The sequence below is a fragment of the Streptomyces sp. NBC_01224 genome (assembly GCF_036002945.1).
In the GTDB taxonomy this organism is placed as follows: domain Bacteria; phylum Actinomycetota; class Actinomycetes; order Streptomycetales; family Streptomycetaceae; genus Streptomyces.
Genome location: NZ_CP108529.1, coordinates 4,094,365 through 4,111,177, shown reverse-complemented (window position 1 = coordinate 4,111,177; position 16,813 = coordinate 4,094,365). Strand labels below are relative to the sequence as shown.

Genomic DNA, 16,813 nt, shown 5'->3' with positions numbered 1-16,813 from the left:
AACGCAGGACGGCGGACCGCACCTCGCCCCCGGCTATGGCTCGGGGGTGACGCGGTCCGCTCGGGGATCGATCACGGGGTACGCACGCAGGTGTACGTACGGCTGTCGGCCGGTTTCCGTCCGGTCGGCGGCGCTCCCCCGGCTGCCGGCGATGGCCGGTACCACGGTGCGGGAGGCGGGCAGACCGGCGATTGTATCGACCGTCCTCGTCACGGTCCAACGGTTTTGACGCCGGGTCCGTCCCGTAGGGGACGCCGTGCGACCGGAGACCTACGCGCACCGCTTCAGGGTTCCGTCCGCGGGTCGATGCCCTCAGTGGCCGGGCGCAGGACCATGGAGTACATGAGCACCGTCTCTCTGAACCCTCGCAGGACCGGCCCCGCGCACGGCGCGACCGCGGCCACCGGTCACCCGTACACCCACCGCGTCGGCGACGCCCTGCGTGCCGTCAAGGTCTACGCCCGCGCCGCGTTCGGCGTGGTCGTCCTCGGCGAGTACGCGGAAGAGGCGGGTGTCCACCGAGGCGTTCACCGCCGCGAGCCCGAGCGATTTTGTACGTGACACCTCTGGGCCTGTTCGTCACGTGGGTTCTGCCATGGCGCTTGCGCTGGACCGCGGCCCGCCGACGGGCCGCGGCCTTCGCGCTGCTGCCGCACGCGGTGATCGCGGCGGACCTGCTGCCGCTGCCGATCACCGGCGCGCACGGGTCGGTCACCGACCTCAGTTGTCGGTCAGCAGCTCGTCCGCGTCCACGATCCGGTAGGCGTACCCCTGCTCGGCCAGGAACCGCTGGCGGTGCGCCGCGAAGTCCTGGTCGATCGTGTCGCGGGCGACCACCGAGTAGAACCGCGCCTCGTGCCCGTCGGCCTTCGGTCGCAGTACCCGGCCGAGCCGCTGCGCCTCCTCCTGCCGCGAGCCGAACGTCCCCGACACCTGGATGGCGACGGTCGCCTCCGGCAGGTCGATGGAGAAGTTCGCGACCTTCGACACCACGAGGACGCTGAGCTCGCCCTCGCGGAACGCGTCGAAGAGCTTCTCGCGCTGGGCGTTGCTCGTCTCGCCCTTGATCACCGGGGCGTTCAGATGCTCACCCAGCTCGTCGAGCTGGTCGATGTACTGCCCGATGACAAGGGTCTGCTCGCCCCGGTGCTTGCGTACCAGCGCCTCCGTCACCTTCCGCTTCGTCGCGGTCGTCGCACAGAACCGGTACTTCTCCTCGGTCTCGGCGGTCGCGTACGCGAGCCGCTCCGAGTCCGTCAGATTGACCCGCACCTCGACACAGTCGGCGGGCGCGATGTAGCCCTGCGCCTCGATCTCCTTCCACGGGGCGTCGAACCGCTTGGGTCCGATCAGGGAGAAGACGTCCGACTCGCGGCCGTCCTCACGCACCAGCGTCGCGGTGAGGCCGAGGCGGCGCCGGGCCTGCAGGTCGGCGGTGAACTTGAAGACGGGCGCGGGCAGCAGATGCACCTCGTCGTAGATCACCAGACCCCAGTCGCGGGAGTCGAACAGCTCCAGGTGCGGGTAGATGCCCTTGCGGCGGGTCGTCAGCACCTGGTAGGTGGCGATGGTGACCGGCCGGATCTCCTTGCGCGTACCGCTGTACTCACCGATCTCGTCCTCGGTCAGCGAGGTCCGCTTCACCAGCTCGTGCTTCCACTGCCGGGCCGAGACGGTGTTCGTCACCAGGATCAGCGTGGTCGCCTTGGCCTGGGCCATCGCACCGGCCCCGACCAGTGTCTTCCCCGCACCGCAGGGCAGCACGACGACACCCGAGCCGCCGTGCCAGAACCCCTCGACAGCCTGCTTCTGGTACGGCCGCAGCGCCCAGCCGTCCTCAGCCAGCTCGATGGGGTGCGCCTCGCCGTCGACGTACCCGGCGAGGTCCTCGGCCGGCCAGCCCAGCTTCAGCAGTGTCTGCTTGATCTGCCCCCGCTCCGAGGGGTGCACGGCCACCGTGTCCGGGTCGATCCGTGCCCCGACCAGCGGCTGGACCTTCCTCGACCGGAGGATCTCCTCCAGCACGGGCCGGTCGGTCGAGGTCAGCACGAGACCGTGCACCGGGTGCTTGGAGAGCGTGAGGCGGCCGTACCTGGCCATCGTCTCGGCGATGTCGACGAGCAGCGCGTGCGGAACGGGATAGCGCGAGTACTGCACGAGCGCGTCGACGACCTGCTCGGCGTCGTGCCCGGCGGCGCGCGCGTTCCACAGCCCGAGCGGGGTCAGCCGGTAGGTGTGGATGTGCTCGGGCGCCCGCTCCAGCTCGGCGAAGGGCGCGATCGCCCGACGGCAGGCGTCGGCCTGATCGTGGTCGACTTCCAGGAGCAGTGTCTTGTCGCTCTGGACGATGAGGGGTCCGGTCACGCGCGTCGGCCCTTTCTGCTGCGGGAACGGCCGGGAACGGCCAAACGTCCAGTGTGCCCCATCCGGGGGCCATGGGGCGGTGTGCTGCTCCGCACAGGGACGTACGGTCCAGGAATGACCGATGCTGCTGCCGGGGCGAGGACCCCGGAACGATCAGGCCGGCCGGACGACCGCATACCGTCCGTCCTGCGCTTCTCGACGGAGCTCGTGGCCTGGGTGGCCACGCCGTGGCTGCTGGCCGGGCACTCCTGGCTGCTGGCCGGGCTGTCCCTGGTGGTGCTGATCGGGGTGCCGGCGGTGTTCGCGACGCCGGGGGACAAGAAGGGTGTGATCGTCGCGGTGCCGGGCTGGGCGACGATTGCGATGGTGCTGATGGAGCTCGGGGCGGCTGTGGTGTCTTCGTGGCTGCTGTGGCCCGTGTGGGTGGCGGTGTGCGCGACGGTGCTGGCGGGGGCCGCCGTGGTGACGGAGCAGCCGCGGTGGCGGTGGCTGCTGTCGCCGCCGGACCGGGCTTGAGCGGGTGAAGCCTCAGGGCGTGGCGTCGTCGGCCAGTTCGGCGACGCCGGTGATCCGGTGCAGCGGGTACGTGCGGACTTCGTCCGCCGTGTGGTCGTACGCCGTGACGAACCCGCCCTCGACCCGGACCGGGGCGATGACGCGCTGGCTGGCCGCGCCGTCCGCGTTGACGTAGCCGATCCAGAGCGCCGACCCGGTCATCGCGGCGGCCTGGACGGTGGCAAGGGTCTCGGCGGAGGTCGTACGGGGCAGGGAGCCGGACGGGGCCGCGGGCGCGTCGGCCGGGTCCTTGCGGACCACCGTGGCGGCCGTGTCCCCGGCGCGGATCGCCCTCACCGCCGCGCCGAGCAGCGTGGCGTCCGGGACCGGGGGGCCCTCGGGCACGGGGACCGGGGCCGTGCGGGGCGGGGTGCGGCGGGCGCCCGCGCGGGTGATCAGGACGTCGCCCTCGGCGGACTCGGCGGCCGGCGCGTACCCCATCTCGCGCAGCCCGTCGAGCAGGGAGGCGGGGTCGATCTGGGCGGCCAGGGCCGTCGGTGCGAGGCGGCGCAGGCGCAGGGTGGCCGAGCGCCTGTCGGCGAGGATCTCGTTCAGCACGGCCTCGTCGTCGCAGCGTACGTACGAGGAGGCGGCGCCGATCCGCAGGTGGCCGTGGCGGCGGGCGACGTCGTCGATGAGGTAGCTGAGCGGCTGCGGCACCGGCGTACGGCTGTGGGCGGCGAGGAACGCGTGCAGATCGGCCGCGGACTGTCCGGCGTCCAGGGCGCGGCGTACGGACCCGGGGGTGAACCGGTAGACCGTCGCGCCGCCCTTCGACTCGATGTCCGCGAGGGCGGAGAGCATGTCCGCCAGGGGGCGCTCCAGCGGGCCGGGGGCGACGGCCGTCAGGTCGGCCTGGAGCAGGACGTGGTCCAGCGGCTCCGGGATGAGGGGCGCGAGCAGCGCGGCGGCCTCGGCCGGCCCGGAGCCGAGCAGGGCGCGGGTGTGCGCGGCGAGCGCGCCGCGGCCGGTGATGCCGAGGAGCTCGGATTCGTTGAGTGTCCACAGGGCGATCCGGGACCGCAGGTCGGTGGTGTCCCCGGCGGAGGCGGAGGCGCCGCGCAGGGGCCGTTCCCAGCGCAGCCGGGCGAGCACTGTCTCCGGGTCGGGGGCGGTGCCCGGTTGCAGGGCGGCGAGGAGGGCCAGGACCCGGTGGCGTACCTCGGGGGCGGCGGAACGGTCGAGGTCGGGGCCGAGGGCGGACAGGGCCCGGCCCTTGGCGTCCTGGCCGCCGACCAGGCCCGGGGTGCGGGTGGCGGCGAGCCAGGTGGTGGCGAGGTGCACCCAGCGGTCCTGGGCGGGGAGTTCGGCCCAGTCGTCGTACGCGGGCGTCGGCGCGTACCGTTCGTCGGCCTCTCCGTCGGATGCCAGCAGCCCGGCCGCGTAGGTGAGTTCGACCCAGAACGCGGCGACGGGCTCGGAGACGTCGAGAGCGGTGGCGGTCTTCTTCAGTTCGCGGACACTGAGCCCGCCGGAGCGCAGTATCGCGGGGCCGCCGCCGTTCCAGTTCTTCAGCAGCTCCTCGACGGTGTTCACCGCCAGGAACGCCTGGCCGGCCGCCGCGCTGTCCACAGCCTGGGGATCACGGTTCGCGACCGCCTCCACGGCGGGCGGCTGCGGTTCCGGTACGCGGTGGGCGCGCCCGGCCCGCAGATGCAGGGCGGCCTCGCGGGGCAGCACCACGGTGCGGGTCGACACGGGCAGCAGCAGCCCCCGATCGCGCAGCCATTTCACCGGCGGGGTGGGGTTCGGGGTCACTTCCCCGTACGGCGGCCCCCACACCAGCCGGTCCAGTACGGACAGGGCCTCGGCGGGAGCGGTGTCCAGCAGCTCGCCCATCCTGGCCCGGTCGGTGAAGAGCGCGGACAGGGATGCCACGGCGGAGACCGGGTCATGGGTGGCGGGCAGTCCGGCGGTCGCCAGGATGTCCTGGAGGCGGCCCGGCGACATTCCGGCGGTCGCCTCCGCGACGGTGGGGCCGAGGCCGGTGGGGGACGGGTGCTGCGGGGACGGCGCGAGGAGTTCGCGCGCGGTGCGCACCAGCCGCAGCCGGTCGTCCTCGCCCCAGACGAGGGCCTGTTGGCGCAGGGTGGTCAGGGCGGCGGGCAGCGCGTCCCCGATCGCCGCGTCCGCGTCGTCGCGGTGCTCGCCGTCGTCCCGGCCGTCGCCGGTGAGGAGGCCGAGCAGCGTCTCGTACGAGGCGGGGTCGGGGGCCACGGCGAGTGCCTCGGCGGTCTGCAGAGCGAACCGGTCGAGGTGTTCCAGGGCGCGTACGACGGAGGCGCGCGTGCCGGCTCTCGTCGCGAGCTGAGTGATGTCGTTGGGTACGGGGGTGAGGAGATCGGGGCGGGCACGCAGCAGCCCCGCCAACGACTCGTCGTCCCGGGCGCGGAGAGCTTCTGCGAGCGTCCGCGGTGGTGTGGTCATCCCCATCCGTCCCACGGTAGTCGCTCCGGACAGGCCCGAGGGCGCTACCGTCGGTGCAGGCGCCAGAGGGGAACCATCGCGTGGGGATCGAGAGCGACCAGCTCGTCTACGACTATCTGAGCCGGGTCGGGGACCTGGCACAGCAGCAACAGCTGTCCTCGGGCACCCGGATGAGGCTCGTTTCGACCCTCCGGGGCGAGATCGGCCGGCAGCGTGGAACGCAGTCCGCGGACACCCCGGCGGCGGTCCGCCGCATCATCGGGAGGCTCGGCACACCGGACGAACTGGTCGCGGCTGCGGCCGCGTCGGCGGACGGGACGGTGGAGCTGCCCCAGCGGCCGGAACCTGCCGCGGGGGAGGGGCGCGGCATCCCCCGTCCGCGCAAGGGGATGCTCCGGAAAGACAGTTCCGCCAAGGGCGCGTCGCAGGCGCCGGACGGGGAATCGGAGTACGACGGCGATCCCGCGGACTCCGCGGCTCCGGAAGCGGCGGCCGGCCGGGTGCCTTCGCCGCCGCACATGGCCGGTACGGACGAACTGGGGCCGTCCGGGAGCGAGCCCGACTGGTGGCGGATCGAGCCGGAGCCGTTCGGTGACGGGGTCGATGTGCCGGGGTTCGTCGGCGGTGTCGAGATCCCGGACATGATGAAGCCGCCGCCGGCCCGGGACGCCGTTCCGCGCCCGCGCACGGGCGACTCGGCGGACGACGGTCCGGCCGAGGGCGTCGGCACCGACGAGGCCGCGCCGCGACGCCGACGGCTCCCGGGCCTCCGCCGCCGAGCCCCGCGCGAGTCAGGGGCCCGGGGTTTCTCCCACCCCTTTTTGCTGCTTGCCGCCGGGCTGCTGGTCGTGGGCGCCGTGATGGGCTCCTGGCTGGCCCTGGCGGGTGGCTGGCTGCTCGCGTACAGCTCGCGCAAGTTGTCCCGCGCGGAGGCGAAATGGGCCGCGATGGGGCTGCCTGGCGTGGTCGTGGCGGGCGCACTCGTCTGGCTCTGGGGCCGGACGGAGGGCCGCTGGGGCGAGCCGATCCCGCAGGACGGGATGGCGGAGGCGCTGAGCGGGGTGTGGCCGGTGGTGGTGCGCACGGCCGCGGTGGCGTCGGCGGTCTTCCTGGTGTGGCGGGCGCGGAAGCGGGCGGGGTAGGCGGGGGTGTACGGGGCGTGGAGATCGGCTCCCACGGAGCGCCGCGCACAGAACCCTTCATTTCCTACTCGTTTGATAAGATTGGCTCATGTCCGAGACGACGTACGGCATCGGCGAGGGGCCCGCGACGCGGGTCAGCCTCTCTCTGCCCGAAGGGACCGCCGAAGCGATTCGTGCCCGGGCCGGCAAGCGGGAGTTCTCCGCGTTCATCGCCGCGGCCGTCGAGCGGGAGCTCCGGGGGCAGGTACTGGACGAGTACCTGGCGGACTACGAGAGTCGTAAGGGCCCGGTCTCCGAGGAGGCGCGACAGCGTGCACGGCAGGTCTTCGACGAAGTTTTCGACGAGGAGGGCCAGTGGCCCGCCGCAAGCTGATCCACGAAGGGACACTCGTCCTCGACAGCGAGGGGCTCTCCAAGCTGCTCGGTGATGACGAGGCGGTGGTGGCCCTGGTCGCGGAGGCGCGGTCCAGGGGGATGGAGGTGGTCATCTCCGCGCTCACCATCATCGAAGCCGTGCACGCCCGCACCAACAAGGCCCGGCTGGCCTGGGTGCTGTCCGGTCTGCGCACCGTCCCGGTGGGCGACGAAGAGGCGAAGGCGGCCTCGACGCTATTGATGGCGGCAGGACTGCACGGCCATAAGTACGCCATCGACGCCGCCGTGGCCGAGGCGGCTCTGCGGCAGCGACGCCCCGTCGTCATGCTGACGTCCGACGTTGAGGACATGAACAAACTGTGCGGCGATCGGGTGCGCCTCGTCGTGGTGTGAGCGGCCCTCGGCGCCGCCACGTCCCGGCGACCGGTCGCTGCAAGTCCCCGAGGAACCGGCGCGCGAGAGGGTGCTCAAGGACCTCGGGGACGATCTCCGGTCGCGATTGCGGAGTCTCGTGCGAGTGAAGCGGCAGAAGCTGGTCGACATGTTCTTGTCATGGGGCGACAGGTACGCGGTTTCGTTCACGGATCTGGAGCACCGACGCCGTGCCGCCGCAGCACGGTTTGAGGTCACGCTGCGGGGACTCGGCTACCGCTGAGCGATTCTCATTGTGGGCCCCGCTCCCTACTTCGTCAGATCCGTCTGGAACTCGTCGAGGATCTTGTCCGCGGCCGTGTACCCGATGCCCGCGATCCACAGGCGGTCGTCGACCTTGAAGACCTTTCCGCCCTTGGACGCCGTCAGCCCCTTCCACAGGCCGCTGTTCATCGTCCTGGTCGCCCCCGCCTTCTCCGGGTCGCCGTACGTCGACGTGAAGATGACATCCGCGTCCGCGAGGTCGATCTTCTCGGGGGACACGTCGTACGAGAAGCCGTCCTTGGCCTTGTCGGTGATCGAGGGGCGGCCCATGCCGAGGTCGGCGAGGATCGAGCCGATGTAGTTCTGCTTGCCGTAGATGCGGATGTCGGCGCCCTCGACGAAGCGGACGAAGTTGACGTCCGTGGCGGCCGCCTTCTCCTTGCCGCCGATCGCCTCGGTCACGTCCGCGACATGGGCGTCGTACTCGGCCACGACCTTCTTCGCCTCGGCCTGCTTGCCGAGCGCCTCCGCGTGCGTCTGGAAGTTCTCCTTCCAGGCGGTCCCGGTGGACTCCGTCATCACGGTGGGGGCGATCGCACTGAGCTGTTCGTAACGGTCACCGTCACGGACCTTGCTGGTGAGGATCAGGTCCGGCTTCAGCGAGGCGACGGTCTCCAGGTTGGGGTTGGCGATCTCGCCGACCTCCTTGATGTCCTTCGTCCGGCTCTCGGGCAGGTAGGCGGGGAAGCCGTCGTCCGTCGCCGAGTGCGTCGCGCCGACCGGCTGCACGCCGAGGGTGAGTGCGGAGTCCAGCTCACCGGTGTCGAGGACCACGACGCGCTGCGGGTTCACGGGGACCTCGACGTCCCCCATGGCCGTCTTCATGGTGTGGGTCCTGGCGGTGCCGGAGGCGCTGTCGTTGCCGCTGTCGGAGTCCGAGGAGCCGCAGGCGGAGAGCGCGAGGGCGCCGGCCAGGGTGAGAGCGCCGAGGGTGACGCCGCGGCGGCGGGTGAAGGTGGTCATGGAGGGCCCTTCGTCGGGGTCGGGGTGGTTGGTCACGGGTGTCTGCGGTCGGCCGCTGCGGGTCACCGGGTCGCCAGGGGCGATGGGGTCCTGGGCCCCGTGGGGGCTCCACCGTTCGAACGCGGCGCAGGAGCCGGGAGTCCGGGGAACGAGCGTGGCCCGCAGTGCCGGGCAACCGTCCTGGCGGGCGCCCACCCGGGCCTGCCGGAAACCGGAGCGCGGGTCACGGCGCCGGCGTGGCCTGCCAAGGAGCCCCCGGCACCACGAGCGGCGAACCCGTCACCGGGCACGGGACGATCACCGCGTCCAGGCCGAAGACCTCGCGCACGAGACCGGCGGTGACGATGTCGTTCGGGTGGCCCTCGGCGACGATCCGGCCCGCCTTCATGGCGACCAGGTGGTCCGCGTACCGGGCGGCCTGGTTGAGGTCGTGGAGCACGGTGACGACGGTCCGGCCGCGAGCGCGGTCCGTCGCCGGTGCGGTGAGCCGGCGCACCAGGTCCAGGACCTCCACCTGGTGTGCGATGTCGAGGTACGTGGTCGGCTCGTCGAGCAGCAGCAGATCGGTCTCCTGGGCGAGCGCCATCGCGATCCAGACCCGCTGGCGCTGCCCGCCGGACAGCTCGTCCACCGGCCGGTTGCCGAGTGCGGTGATGTCCGTACGCTCCATCGCGTCCGTCACCGCCCGCTCGTCCTCCTCCGACCACTGCTGCCACCAGTGCTGATGCGGCTGCCGGCCGCGGGCGACGAGGTCGGAGACGGTGATCGCCTCGGGGGCCACCGGGGTCTGCGGCAGCAGCCCGATCGACTGGGCGATCTTCCGCGTGGGGATCTTCGACAGCTCGGTGCCGTCGAGGAGCACGGCGCCGCCGCGCGGCTTGAGGAGCCGGCCGAGGGCGCGCAGCGTGGTCGACTTGCCGCAGGCGTTCGGGCCGACGATGACGGTGACCTGTCCGTCGGGAACGGCGAGGTCCAGCTCGTGGACGACGGTGCGTTCCTCGTATGCGAGTGTCAGCTCCCGCACCGTGAGCCGGCTGGTCGCGGTCGCCGTGGTGTCGGACGTACGGGTCGAGCTCATGCAGTGCCTCCACTACGGCCGCGACCGCCGCCGTGGCCGCGGATGATCAGCCAGATCAGATACGGGGCGCCGACCGCCGCCGTCAGAACGCCCACCGGCAGCTCGGTGGGCGAGAAGAGCCTGCGCGCCAGCAGATCCGCGAAGACGACGATCACCGCACCGAGCAGCGCCGAGCAGAACAGCGGAATCTGCGCGGTACGGGTCATCCGGCGGGCGATCTGCGGGGCGAGCAGCGCCACGAAGTCGACCGGACCGGCCGTCCCGGTAGCCACGGATGCCAGGATCACGCCGAGTGCGACGAGCCCCAGCCGTACCCGTCCCAGACGCACCCCGAGGGCCGTCGCGGTGTCGTCGTCCATCGAGACGGTGCGCTGGGCGCGGGCGGCCCACAGGACGGCCGGCAGCAGGATCAGCAGCGTCCAGCCGATCGGCGCGGCCTCGGACCAGCCGCGGCCGTTGAGCGAGCCGGTCATCCAGATCTGCGCCTGCTGGGCGACCAGATAGTCGCCCTTCGTCAGGAACAGTGTGGTGACCGACCGCAGCGCGATGGCGAAGCCGATGCCGATGAGGACGAAGCGGGTGGCGTGCAGCCCGCCGCGCCAGGCGAAGACGTACACGAGCGCCGCCGCGGCCACCCCGCCGATGACGGACAGATACGGCAGCACGGTGTACGAGGTGACGCCGAAGGTCATCGCGCCGACCGTGAGCGCGCTCGCCCCCTGGCTGATGCCGATGATGTCGGGGCTGGCCAGCGGATTGCGGGCGACGGTCTGGATCAGCGCACCGGCGATCCCGAACGCCGCACCGACCAGCAGCCCCACGACCATCCGCGGCAGCCGCAGCGTGCCGACGACCAGCTCGTCGGGGGACGGCCGGCCCAGGATCACCTTCATGACCTCGCCGGGCGCGACGAAGCTCTCGCCGACGCAGAGGTACGCGACACAGATGGCGGCCAGCAGGACGACGAGGACGGCGGCGACGACGGCCGCCCGCCGGTGCAGCAGGAACCGGCCCCGCGCCCCGATCCGTACGACGTGGTAACCGGCGGGCCGTACCCGGACAGTGGTGTCGCTCATGCGGGCACCGCCTTCCGGCGTACCAGAGCGACCAGGAAGGGAACGCCGATCAGCGCCGTCATCACGCCCGCCGGGACCTCGCTCGGCGGGAAGAGGATGCGGCCGATGACATCGGAGACGAGCAGCATGACGGGTCCGATCAGTGCCGCCATCGGCAGCACCCAGCGGTGGTCGCTGCCGACGATCGCGCGGGCGATGTGCGGGACGGCGAGTCCGATGAACGCGATCGGGCCGGCCGCCGCGACGCCGACACCGGTCAGCACGGTGGCCCCGATGCCGCCGACGATCCGTACCGTCGCGACCTTCTGCCCGAGCCCCTTCGCCACGTCCTCGCCGAGCGCCAGCGCATCGAGCCCGCGGGCGACGGACAGCACGAGCACGGTCCCGACCAGCATGAACGGCCAGATCTGCTGGGCCACATCGGCCTCGCGCCCGGCGATGGAGCCGACCTGCCAGAAGCGGAACTCGTCCAGCGCGGACGCCTTGGTCGTCAGCACCCCCATCGTCACCGACACCAGCAGCGCGTTGATCGCGGCGCCGCCGAGAGCGAGCTTCACGGGGGTGGCGCCCCCGCGTCCGCTGGAGGCGATGGCGTACACGGCGACGGAGGCGATCGCCGCCCCCGCGAACGCGAACCACACGTATCCCGTCAGGGTGTGGATCCCGGCGTACGCGATGGCCAGCACCACGCCCACCGAGGCGCCCTGGCTGATGCCGAGGATGCCGGGGTCGGCGATGGGGTTACGGGTGATGCCCTGGAGCACCGTGCCCGCGAGGGCCAGCGCCGCGCCGACCATCAGCCCGATCAGGGTGCGCGGCACCCGCATGTTCCGGATGACTTCGGCGGCGTCGGAGTGCCCGCCGTGCAGCAGGGCGTCGATCACCTCGGACGGGGGTATGGAGCGGGCCCCTACGGCGAGGCTGAGAAGCACCGACACCAGCAGCGCCGCGACGGCCGCCGCCGTCGCGAGTGCGCGTCTGGAGCGGCGTGGTGCGGCGGCTGACATCGGACCCAATCGAAAGCGAAGCAAAGTTAGGCTTGGCTAAGTCTAAGCACCGCCGTTCCGGGGCCCGAGGCCCGTACCGGGACCGCCGCCATGCGCGGCCCCGTGACAATGGATTCCATGCCTTCCCACCCACTGACGGTCGGTTTCGACCTCGACATGACGCTCATCGACTCCCGGCCCGGTATCAAGGCCGCCTACCTGGCGCTTTCTGCCGAGACCGGGACGCCGATCGACACGGATCTGGTAGTGAGCAGGCTCGGCCCGCCGGTCGACGACGAACTGCGGAACTGGTTTCCGGCCGATGCGGTGGCCGCCACCGCCGACCGCTACCGGGAGATCTATCCCACACACGCCATCGTCCCGAGCCTCGCGCTGCCGGGTGCCCGGGAGTCGGTCGCGGCGATCCGCGAGCGGGGCGGCCGGGCGATAGTCGTCACCGCCAAGCACCTGCCGAACGCCGAGCTGCACCTGGCGCACCTCGGGATCGAGGCGGATGCGGTGATCGGCGGTCTGTGGGCGGAGGCCAAGGGGGAGGCGCTGCGCGAGCACGGGGCGGATGTGTACGTGGGCGACCACACCGGCGACGTACGGGGCGCCCGCACGGCCGGGGCGCTCTCCGTGGCGGTCACCACGGGCCCGTGCGACGCGGAGGAGCTCCGGGCGGCGGGGGCGGACGTCGTCCTGTCGTCGCTGACGGACTTCCCGTCCTGGCTGGACGGGTACGCGGCGTAGGCGCCTTCGGCGCAGGAGGGATCACGGAGCGCCGTACGGCGGAGCGTTCTCCGTCTTCGCCGCGCATTCCACCCAGAGCAGCTTCCCGCCCTGCCCCGGCAGCCCGGTCGCCATGGGGTGGGCGCCCCAGCTCTCCGCGTAGAGGGTGACGAGGTAGAGCCCCCGTCCGCGTTCGGCGAGTTCCTCCGGGGCTTCGGCGGTCCATCGGAAGGGGGCGGGGATGTGCGGGTTGGTGTCCCAGACGCTCAGCCGGATACGGCTGCGCCCGGCGTCGCGCAGGCGCAGAGAGTACGCGCCCGAGGAGTGCAGGTAGGCGTTGGTGACCAACTCGCTCGCCAACAGTTCGGCGATGTCGGCGAGTTCGCGCATGCCGTGCACGCGCAGGATGGTGCGGAGGGTGGCGCGGGCCACGCCGGGGGCGCGGGGATCCTGCGGGAGTTGGAGGGTGTATGTCCAGGGCGGCGATACCGTGGCACTGACCATGGAAGTCTCCGTTCACGGAGGGAAGTTGAAGGATGCACTTCGAGTTGCCCGGTGACGAGGCCGCTCCGTCGAGCGGGGTACTTCCGGGCGCGTGGCCTGGATCCAATCTAGCGACATGAAACATAAAATATTTGCGAGATCGGCAATCGATTGAGATGTGCACTCGTGTGGGTGACGTTGCCAACACATTCCTGATTAAGGAGAGTTGACGCATGGCGTCCAGAAGCACCCCCGGCGTGCGACGCCTGCGCCTTGGGGCCGAGTTGCGTCGGTTGCGAGAGCGCGCTGGGCTCACGGCCACTGAGGGCGCCCGGCTGCTCGGCATCAGCCAGGCCCAGCTCAGCAACATCGAGGCGAGCCGTTTCGGTGTGAGCGCGGAACGGCTGCGGGCAATGGCTCGCAACTATCGCTGCTCGGATGCCGCGTATATCGCTGGGCTGCTCGACCTCGCCGGGGAACGCTCATCGGGCTGGTGGGAGACGTTCCGCGAGGTACTGCCCTCCCCTTTGCTGGACATCGCGGAACTGGAGCACCACGCGACCGGGCTGCGGTCCGCCAACACGTCCCATGTCCCGGGTCTCCTCCAGACCACGGACCATGCCCGCGAGATCTTCCGGCAGGTGGTGCCGGAGTTCTCTCGTTCGGACATCGAGCACCGCGTGAGTCACCGACTTCAACGCCAGGCCCTCCTCGACCGACCAAGCCCGCCGACGTACCGGGCAGTCATTCATGAAGCTGCTCTCCGCGTGCCGGTTGGCGGCCCCGTCGTCGCCAGGAACCAGCTTCGACATCTGCTTGAGCAGAGCGAGCGGGACCACATCACGGTCCAGGTAATCCCGTTCGCCATCGGCGCCTATCCCGGATCCGGGCAGACCATCCTGTACGTGCACGGCTCGGTGCCACGCCTCGACACGGTCTCGCTGGACCAGTCACACGGCCCTGTCCTGGTGGATGCCGAGGCGGAGTTGGAGGCCTACCGTCTCCTGCTGGCACGCATCGAGGCCGTGGCGCTGGCGCCGGACAAGTCCCGGGACTTTATCCACAGTCTGATTGCCGACCAGTGAAGGAACTGGATATGCACCAGCACTCATGGCAGAGATCCTCGTACTGCGGGCAGGGCGAATCCTGCCTACACGTCGCCGCGAGCAACAGCACAGTCAGCCTCACCGAAAGCAGCGACCCCACCGGAGCGATACTCCGCACCACACCCGCCGCCCTGGCCGCTCTCCTGCGCACCCTCAAGGAGAACCGCGCCCATGGCTGACATCCCCGCCAACCTCACCTGGATCCGCGCTGCCCCCGAGGGCGAGGAAGGCCCCGGCCCCTGGATCGAGTTGGCGTACGGGCCGGACGATCTGGTCCATCTACGGGAGACCGGCGACCCCGAGAACGTCGTGACGACGACCACGACGAAATGGGACGCCTTCACCAAGGGCGTCGTGGCCGGCGAGTTCGACCACTTCGCCGAACTCGCCGGCGAGGACCCGGGCCCGGTCACCCCGTCCTGACTCCCGCGTGCGCACGGCAGACATCCGCGATGGCCACCGCCGCAGGTGCACTCGCGGGATCTCTGCGTGGCCGTGCCGCCCTTGGCCGCCGTAGGAGCGGCGGGTTGGCGGAGCGATGAGACCCCGCACACGCGCGAGCACGCCAGAGGCGCTTCGTCGGCGCATCAACCTCCACGCCCGCCTCAGGCTTGTCTCGCTGAGCACGCCAAGTCATCAGCCCGTGCACCAGTAGAGCCACAAAGGCGACCCCCGCTGCAATGCGGATCGCGTTCCAGGTGATCTCGACAACCAGGCCCTGCGAGGGAGCCTCCGCTTTCAACCGCGCAGAGGTCTCGTAGAAGGCAGTCAACGGGATGAGCAGCCGGAATGGGAGACCGCGGATGCGCCCCGATCTGCTGGAGGCGTCCGGGCACCGCTGATGTGGTCGTTGATCTGCCGCACGGTCGGCCTCACAGCGTGTCAGGCCTCAGCTGGGCGGGCGCAGAAGGCTGGTGTGCGCCTCGATGGCGTCGTTGATCTCGGGCCAGAGTTCGCGGGGGCGGTCGTGACCCATACCGGGGATCAACAAGAGCTTCGCTCCGGGCACGAGATCTGCGGTGCGTTCCCCACCACTGGGGTCGACCAGCGTGTCATCCAGGCCATGGATCACCAGAGTCGGGACCCGAAGCTTCCGGAGCGCATCCGCGCGTGAACCACCGAGGACCATCGCTCCGAGCTGACGTCCGACTCCGGCCGGGTGGTACGCGCGGTCGTAACTGTTGGCAGCCAGCTCACGAAGGGCTGCGGGGTCGCCATAGCGCTTGGAGGCCCATGCCAGGTCTCTCTCCGCCGCTGCGATGTATCCCTCGCGGTCCGCCGGCTTCGGACTGGAGACCACTGCCTGGGCTTCGGGACTGGACCGGCCGTATTCGGGTTCGCCGGTCGAGGACATCATCGACGTCAGGGTCAGCACCCGCCTCGGCCGGGTGACGGCCATGGTCTGGGCGATCATTCCGCCCATCGAGGATCCGACCACGTGAGCTCGTTCGATTCCGAGCGCCGTGAGCAGGTCGAGGCCGTCGTCGGCCATGTCCTGAAGCGTGTAGGGAACCATCGCGAGGGCGGAGGGAATGTCTCCCGAGCTCACAGCGGCGATGAGCCGGCCTGTGTCGACGGGGTGATCATCGAACTTGGTGGACAGCCCGCAGTCACGGTTGTCGTACCGGATCACATAGCGGCCACGATGGGCGAGTGCACGGCAGAAATCCTCGTGCCAGGCGATCATCTGAGCGCTGAAACCCATCACGAGCAGGACAGGTGCGTCAGAAGGGTCACCGAAGGTCTCGTACGCGATGGACACTCCGGGCGAGACTTCAACAATCGGCATGCTCGGAGTTTCCCAGCATCCACTGTCGGAGCGCACCCAGAATATCGGCGGCGCTTGACCTTCACGTCCTCCACGCAGGTCGCCGAGACCCTGCTCAACACCCCGCGGTCCTGGTCGAGCCGCAGTCGGCCACAGCGTCGGGGCCAGGGTGAGGCCGACAGGTACGCCCGTCCGGAGTCGGGGCGGGCCGGAGCGACCGTCGGGCGCGGCAGTCCTATCGCTTCGGCGCCCCCGCCCGCACGGAGCGCACCACGCCCGCCGCGGCGATCAGGAACCCCACCCCCATCAGCATGCACAGCGACCACGCGATGGACGGAAGCGGATGGGTTCCGAGGAACAGCGGGGCCACCGTGGCCAGCGTGGCCAGTGCTCCGATGAAGAAGACGATCGCGCCGATCCGGACGAGCCGGTCACCTGCGCCAGAAGGAGTAGTGCTCACCCCGCCAGAGTAGTTCCCGACGACGGCGAACCGTCCCACGGCGAGCCACGCGCCACGCAAGCACCGTTTCTGGACAGAGTCCGGATGACCAGGCTTGACGAGGGGTACTTCACCTGGGGAGGCTTCTGCCAGCAGGGGAGCACCACCACTGGATAGCCTGACCTGCTGAGGCTTGTTCCGGCATACGGGTTGAGATGGGGTGCGTGCTTTGCCGACTGGCAAGGTCAAATGGTTCAACAGCGAGAAGGGCTTCGGCTTTCTCTCCCGCGACGACGGCGGTGACGTCTTCGTACACTCCTCGGTGCTTCCTGACGGCGTCGACGCACTCAAGCCCGGCCAGCGCGTCGAATTCGGCGTCGTCGCAGGTCAGCGCGGAGACCAGGCGCTCTCGGTGGCGATCCTGGACCCGACCCCGTCCGTCGCGGCCGCACAGCGCCGCAAGCCGGACGAGCTCGCGTCCATCGTGCAGGACCTGACCACCCTGCTGGAGAACATCACGCCGATGCTGGAGCGCGGCCGTTACCCCGACAAGGCGGCCGGCAAGAAGATCGGCGGCCTGCTGCGCGCGGTCGCCGATCAGCTCGACGTCTGACTCCGGCCTT

General features: G+C 70.8%; 20 protein-coding genes. 11 read left to right on the top strand and 9 right to left on the bottom strand.

Going from position 1 to position 16,813, the window contains the following annotated elements:
• Positions 1-342: 342 nt before the first annotated feature.
• Complete coding sequence (locus tag OG609_RS18040; RefSeq protein ID WP_327273772.1) at positions 343-561, top strand: hypothetical protein; 219 nt, start codon at positions 343-345, stop codon at positions 559-561.
• 159 nt (positions 562-720) lie between these two features.
• On the opposite strand, the gene OG609_RS18035 is transcribed toward OG609_RS18040, so the two are convergent.
• The gene (locus OG609_RS18035) at positions 721-2,364 is read right to left on the bottom strand and encodes a DNA repair helicase XPB (RefSeq protein ID WP_327273771.1); all 1,644 of its coding nucleotides are present in this window, start codon (positions 2,362-2,364) and stop codon (positions 721-723) included.
• Positions 2,365-2,478: 114 nt separating this feature from the next.
• Between OG609_RS18035 and OG609_RS18030 the strand changes: the two genes are divergently transcribed.
• Positions 2,479-2,880, top strand: a complete 402-nt coding sequence (locus OG609_RS18030) for a hypothetical protein (RefSeq protein WP_327273770.1) — start codon at positions 2,479-2,481, stop codon at positions 2,878-2,880.
• 12 nt (positions 2,881-2,892) lie between these two features.
• On the opposite strand, the gene OG609_RS18025 is transcribed toward OG609_RS18030, so the two are convergent.
• Positions 2,893-5,352 (bottom strand): helicase C-terminal domain-containing protein, encoded by a 2,460-nt coding sequence (locus OG609_RS18025; RefSeq protein WP_327273769.1) that lies wholly within the window; start codon positions 5,350-5,352, stop codon positions 2,893-2,895.
• A gap of 74 nt (positions 5,353-5,426) precedes the next feature.
• Here OG609_RS18025 and OG609_RS18020 point away from each other — a divergent pair, with 74 nt between their 5' ends.
• The 4 genes from OG609_RS18020 (at position 5,427) to OG609_RS18005 (ending at position 7,518) form a co-directional block, all read left to right on the top strand.
• Complete coding sequence (locus OG609_RS18020) at positions 5,427-6,488, top strand: hypothetical protein (RefSeq protein ID WP_327273768.1); 1,062 nt, start codon at positions 5,427-5,429, stop codon at positions 6,486-6,488.
• A gap of 88 nt (positions 6,489-6,576) precedes the next feature.
• Positions 6,577-6,861: a hypothetical protein gene (locus OG609_RS18015; protein WP_327273767.1), complete on the top strand. Its 285-nt coding sequence runs from the start codon at positions 6,577-6,579 to the stop codon at positions 6,859-6,861.
• On the top strand, positions 6,843-7,256 hold the full coding sequence (locus OG609_RS18010) for a DNA-binding protein (protein WP_327273766.1): 414 nt from the start codon (positions 6,843-6,845) through the stop codon (positions 7,254-7,256). Before OG609_RS18015 ends, OG609_RS18010 begins: the two co-directional genes overlap by 19 nt.
• Before the next feature lie 124 nt (positions 7,257-7,380).
• Positions 7,381-7,518 (top strand): hypothetical protein, encoded by a 138-nt coding sequence (locus OG609_RS18005; protein WP_327273765.1) that lies wholly within the window; start codon positions 7,381-7,383, stop codon positions 7,516-7,518.
• 26 nt (positions 7,519-7,544) lie between these two features.
• Here the strand turns inward: OG609_RS18005 and OG609_RS18000 are convergent, their stop codons facing one another.
• From OG609_RS18000 to OG609_RS17985, 4 genes are all read right to left on the bottom strand, one after another.
• Positions 7,545-8,522 (bottom strand): ABC transporter substrate-binding protein, encoded by a 978-nt coding sequence (locus OG609_RS18000; RefSeq protein ID WP_327273764.1) that lies wholly within the window; start codon positions 8,520-8,522, stop codon positions 7,545-7,547.
• Between the two features lie 223 nt (positions 8,523-8,745).
• A complete protein-coding gene (locus tag OG609_RS17995) occupies positions 8,746-9,600 on the bottom strand; it encodes an ABC transporter ATP-binding protein (RefSeq protein ID WP_327273763.1) in 855 nt (284 codons plus the stop codon).
• Entirely contained in the window at positions 9,597-10,676 is a 1,080-nt protein-coding gene (locus OG609_RS17990; protein ID WP_327273762.1) for a FecCD family ABC transporter permease, read from the bottom strand. The genes OG609_RS17995 and OG609_RS17990 overlap by 4 nt, the downstream gene beginning before the upstream one ends.
• Positions 10,673-11,683, bottom strand: coding sequence for a FecCD family ABC transporter permease (locus OG609_RS17985; protein WP_327273761.1), 1,011 nt, complete (start codon positions 11,681-11,683; stop codon positions 10,673-10,675). Before OG609_RS17985 ends, OG609_RS17990 begins: the two co-directional genes overlap by 4 nt.
• Before the next feature lie 108 nt (positions 11,684-11,791).
• On the opposite strand from OG609_RS17985, the gene OG609_RS17980 reads away from it, so the two are divergent.
• Positions 11,792-12,415, top strand: coding sequence for an HAD family hydrolase (locus OG609_RS17980; RefSeq protein ID WP_327278096.1), 624 nt, complete (start codon positions 11,792-11,794; stop codon positions 12,413-12,415).
• 21 nt (positions 12,416-12,436) lie between these two features.
• On the opposite strand, the gene OG609_RS17975 is transcribed toward OG609_RS17980, so the two are convergent.
• A complete protein-coding gene (locus OG609_RS17975) occupies positions 12,437-12,898 on the bottom strand; it encodes an ATP-binding protein (protein WP_327273760.1) in 462 nt (153 codons plus the stop codon).
• 212 nt (positions 12,899-13,110) lie between these two features.
• Here OG609_RS17975 and OG609_RS17970 point away from each other — a divergent pair, with 212 nt between their 5' ends.
• From OG609_RS17970 to OG609_RS17960, 3 genes are read left to right on the top strand one after another with little or no spacing between them, the layout of a single operon-like run.
• A complete protein-coding gene (locus OG609_RS17970) occupies positions 13,111-13,962 on the top strand; it encodes a helix-turn-helix domain-containing protein (protein ID WP_327273759.1) in 852 nt (283 codons plus the stop codon).
• Positions 13,963-13,973: 11 nt separating this feature from the next.
• Positions 13,974-14,162 carry a DUF397 domain-containing protein gene (locus OG609_RS17965; RefSeq protein ID WP_327273758.1) on the top strand — a complete coding sequence of 63 codons (189 nt, stop codon included), beginning with the start codon at positions 13,974-13,976 and terminating at the stop codon, positions 14,160-14,162.
• Complete coding sequence (locus OG609_RS17960; RefSeq protein ID WP_327273757.1) at positions 14,155-14,406, top strand: DUF397 domain-containing protein; 252 nt, start codon at positions 14,155-14,157, stop codon at positions 14,404-14,406. The genes OG609_RS17965 and OG609_RS17960 overlap by 8 nt, the downstream gene beginning before the upstream one ends.
• A gap of 466 nt (positions 14,407-14,872) precedes the next feature.
• Here the strand turns inward: OG609_RS17960 and OG609_RS17955 are convergent, their stop codons facing one another.
• Positions 14,873-15,772 carry an alpha/beta fold hydrolase gene (locus tag OG609_RS17955; protein WP_327273756.1) on the bottom strand — a complete coding sequence of 300 codons (900 nt, stop codon included), beginning with the start codon at positions 15,770-15,772 and terminating at the stop codon, positions 14,873-14,875.
• A gap of 214 nt (positions 15,773-15,986) precedes the next feature.
• Complete coding sequence (locus OG609_RS17950; protein ID WP_327273755.1) at positions 15,987-16,211, bottom strand: hypothetical protein; 225 nt, start codon at positions 16,209-16,211, stop codon at positions 15,987-15,989.
• Between the two features lie 208 nt (positions 16,212-16,419).
• On the opposite strand from OG609_RS17950, the gene OG609_RS17945 reads away from it, so the two are divergent.
• Positions 16,420-16,803, top strand: coding sequence for a cold-shock protein (locus tag OG609_RS17945; protein WP_072485776.1), 384 nt, complete (start codon positions 16,420-16,422; stop codon positions 16,801-16,803).
• Positions 16,804-16,813: the final 10 nt, after the last annotated feature.

Excerpts from the sequence above, each read along its gene's own strand:
- OG609_RS17975 (WP_327273760.1), bottom strand. The coding sequence starts at position 12,898 with ATGGTCAGTGCCACGGTATCGCCGCCCTGGACATACACCCTCCAACTC.
- OG609_RS17965 (WP_327273758.1), top strand. The coding sequence starts at position 13,974 with ATGCACCAGCACTCATGGCAGAGATCCTCGTACTGCGGGCAGGGCGAA.
- OG609_RS18030 (WP_327273770.1), top strand. The coding sequence starts at position 2,479 with ATGACCGATGCTGCTGCCGGGGCGAGGACCCCGGAACGATCAGGCCGG.
- OG609_RS17955 (WP_327273756.1), bottom strand. The coding sequence starts at position 15,772 with ATGCCGATTGTTGAAGTCTCGCCCGGAGTGTCCATCGCGTACGAGACC.
- OG609_RS18040 (WP_327273772.1), top strand. The coding sequence starts at position 343 with ATGAGCACCGTCTCTCTGAACCCTCGCAGGACCGGCCCCGCGCACGGC.
- OG609_RS18025 (WP_327273769.1), bottom strand. The coding sequence starts at position 5,352 with ATGGGGATGACCACACCACCGCGGACGCTCGCAGAAGCTCTCCGCGCC.
- OG609_RS17990 (WP_327273762.1), bottom strand. The coding sequence starts at position 10,676 with ATGAGCGACACCACTGTCCGGGTACGGCCCGCCGGTTACCACGTCGTA.
- OG609_RS17985 (WP_327273761.1), bottom strand. The coding sequence starts at position 11,683 with ATGTCAGCCGCCGCACCACGCCGCTCCAGACGCGCACTCGCGACGGCG.
- OG609_RS18015 (WP_327273767.1), top strand. The coding sequence starts at position 6,577 with ATGTCCGAGACGACGTACGGCATCGGCGAGGGGCCCGCGACGCGGGTC.
- OG609_RS17970 (WP_327273759.1), top strand. The coding sequence starts at position 13,111 with ATGGCGTCCAGAAGCACCCCCGGCGTGCGACGCCTGCGCCTTGGGGCC.
- OG609_RS17995 (WP_327273763.1), bottom strand. The coding sequence starts at position 9,600 with ATGAGCTCGACCCGTACGTCCGACACCACGGCGACCGCGACCAGCCGG.
- OG609_RS17960 (WP_327273757.1), top strand. The coding sequence starts at position 14,155 with ATGGCTGACATCCCCGCCAACCTCACCTGGATCCGCGCTGCCCCCGAG.
- OG609_RS17980 (WP_327278096.1), top strand. The coding sequence starts at position 11,792 with ATGGATTCCATGCCTTCCCACCCACTGACGGTCGGTTTCGACCTCGAC.
- OG609_RS18000 (WP_327273764.1), bottom strand. The coding sequence starts at position 8,522 with ATGACCACCTTCACCCGCCGCCGCGGCGTCACCCTCGGCGCTCTCACC.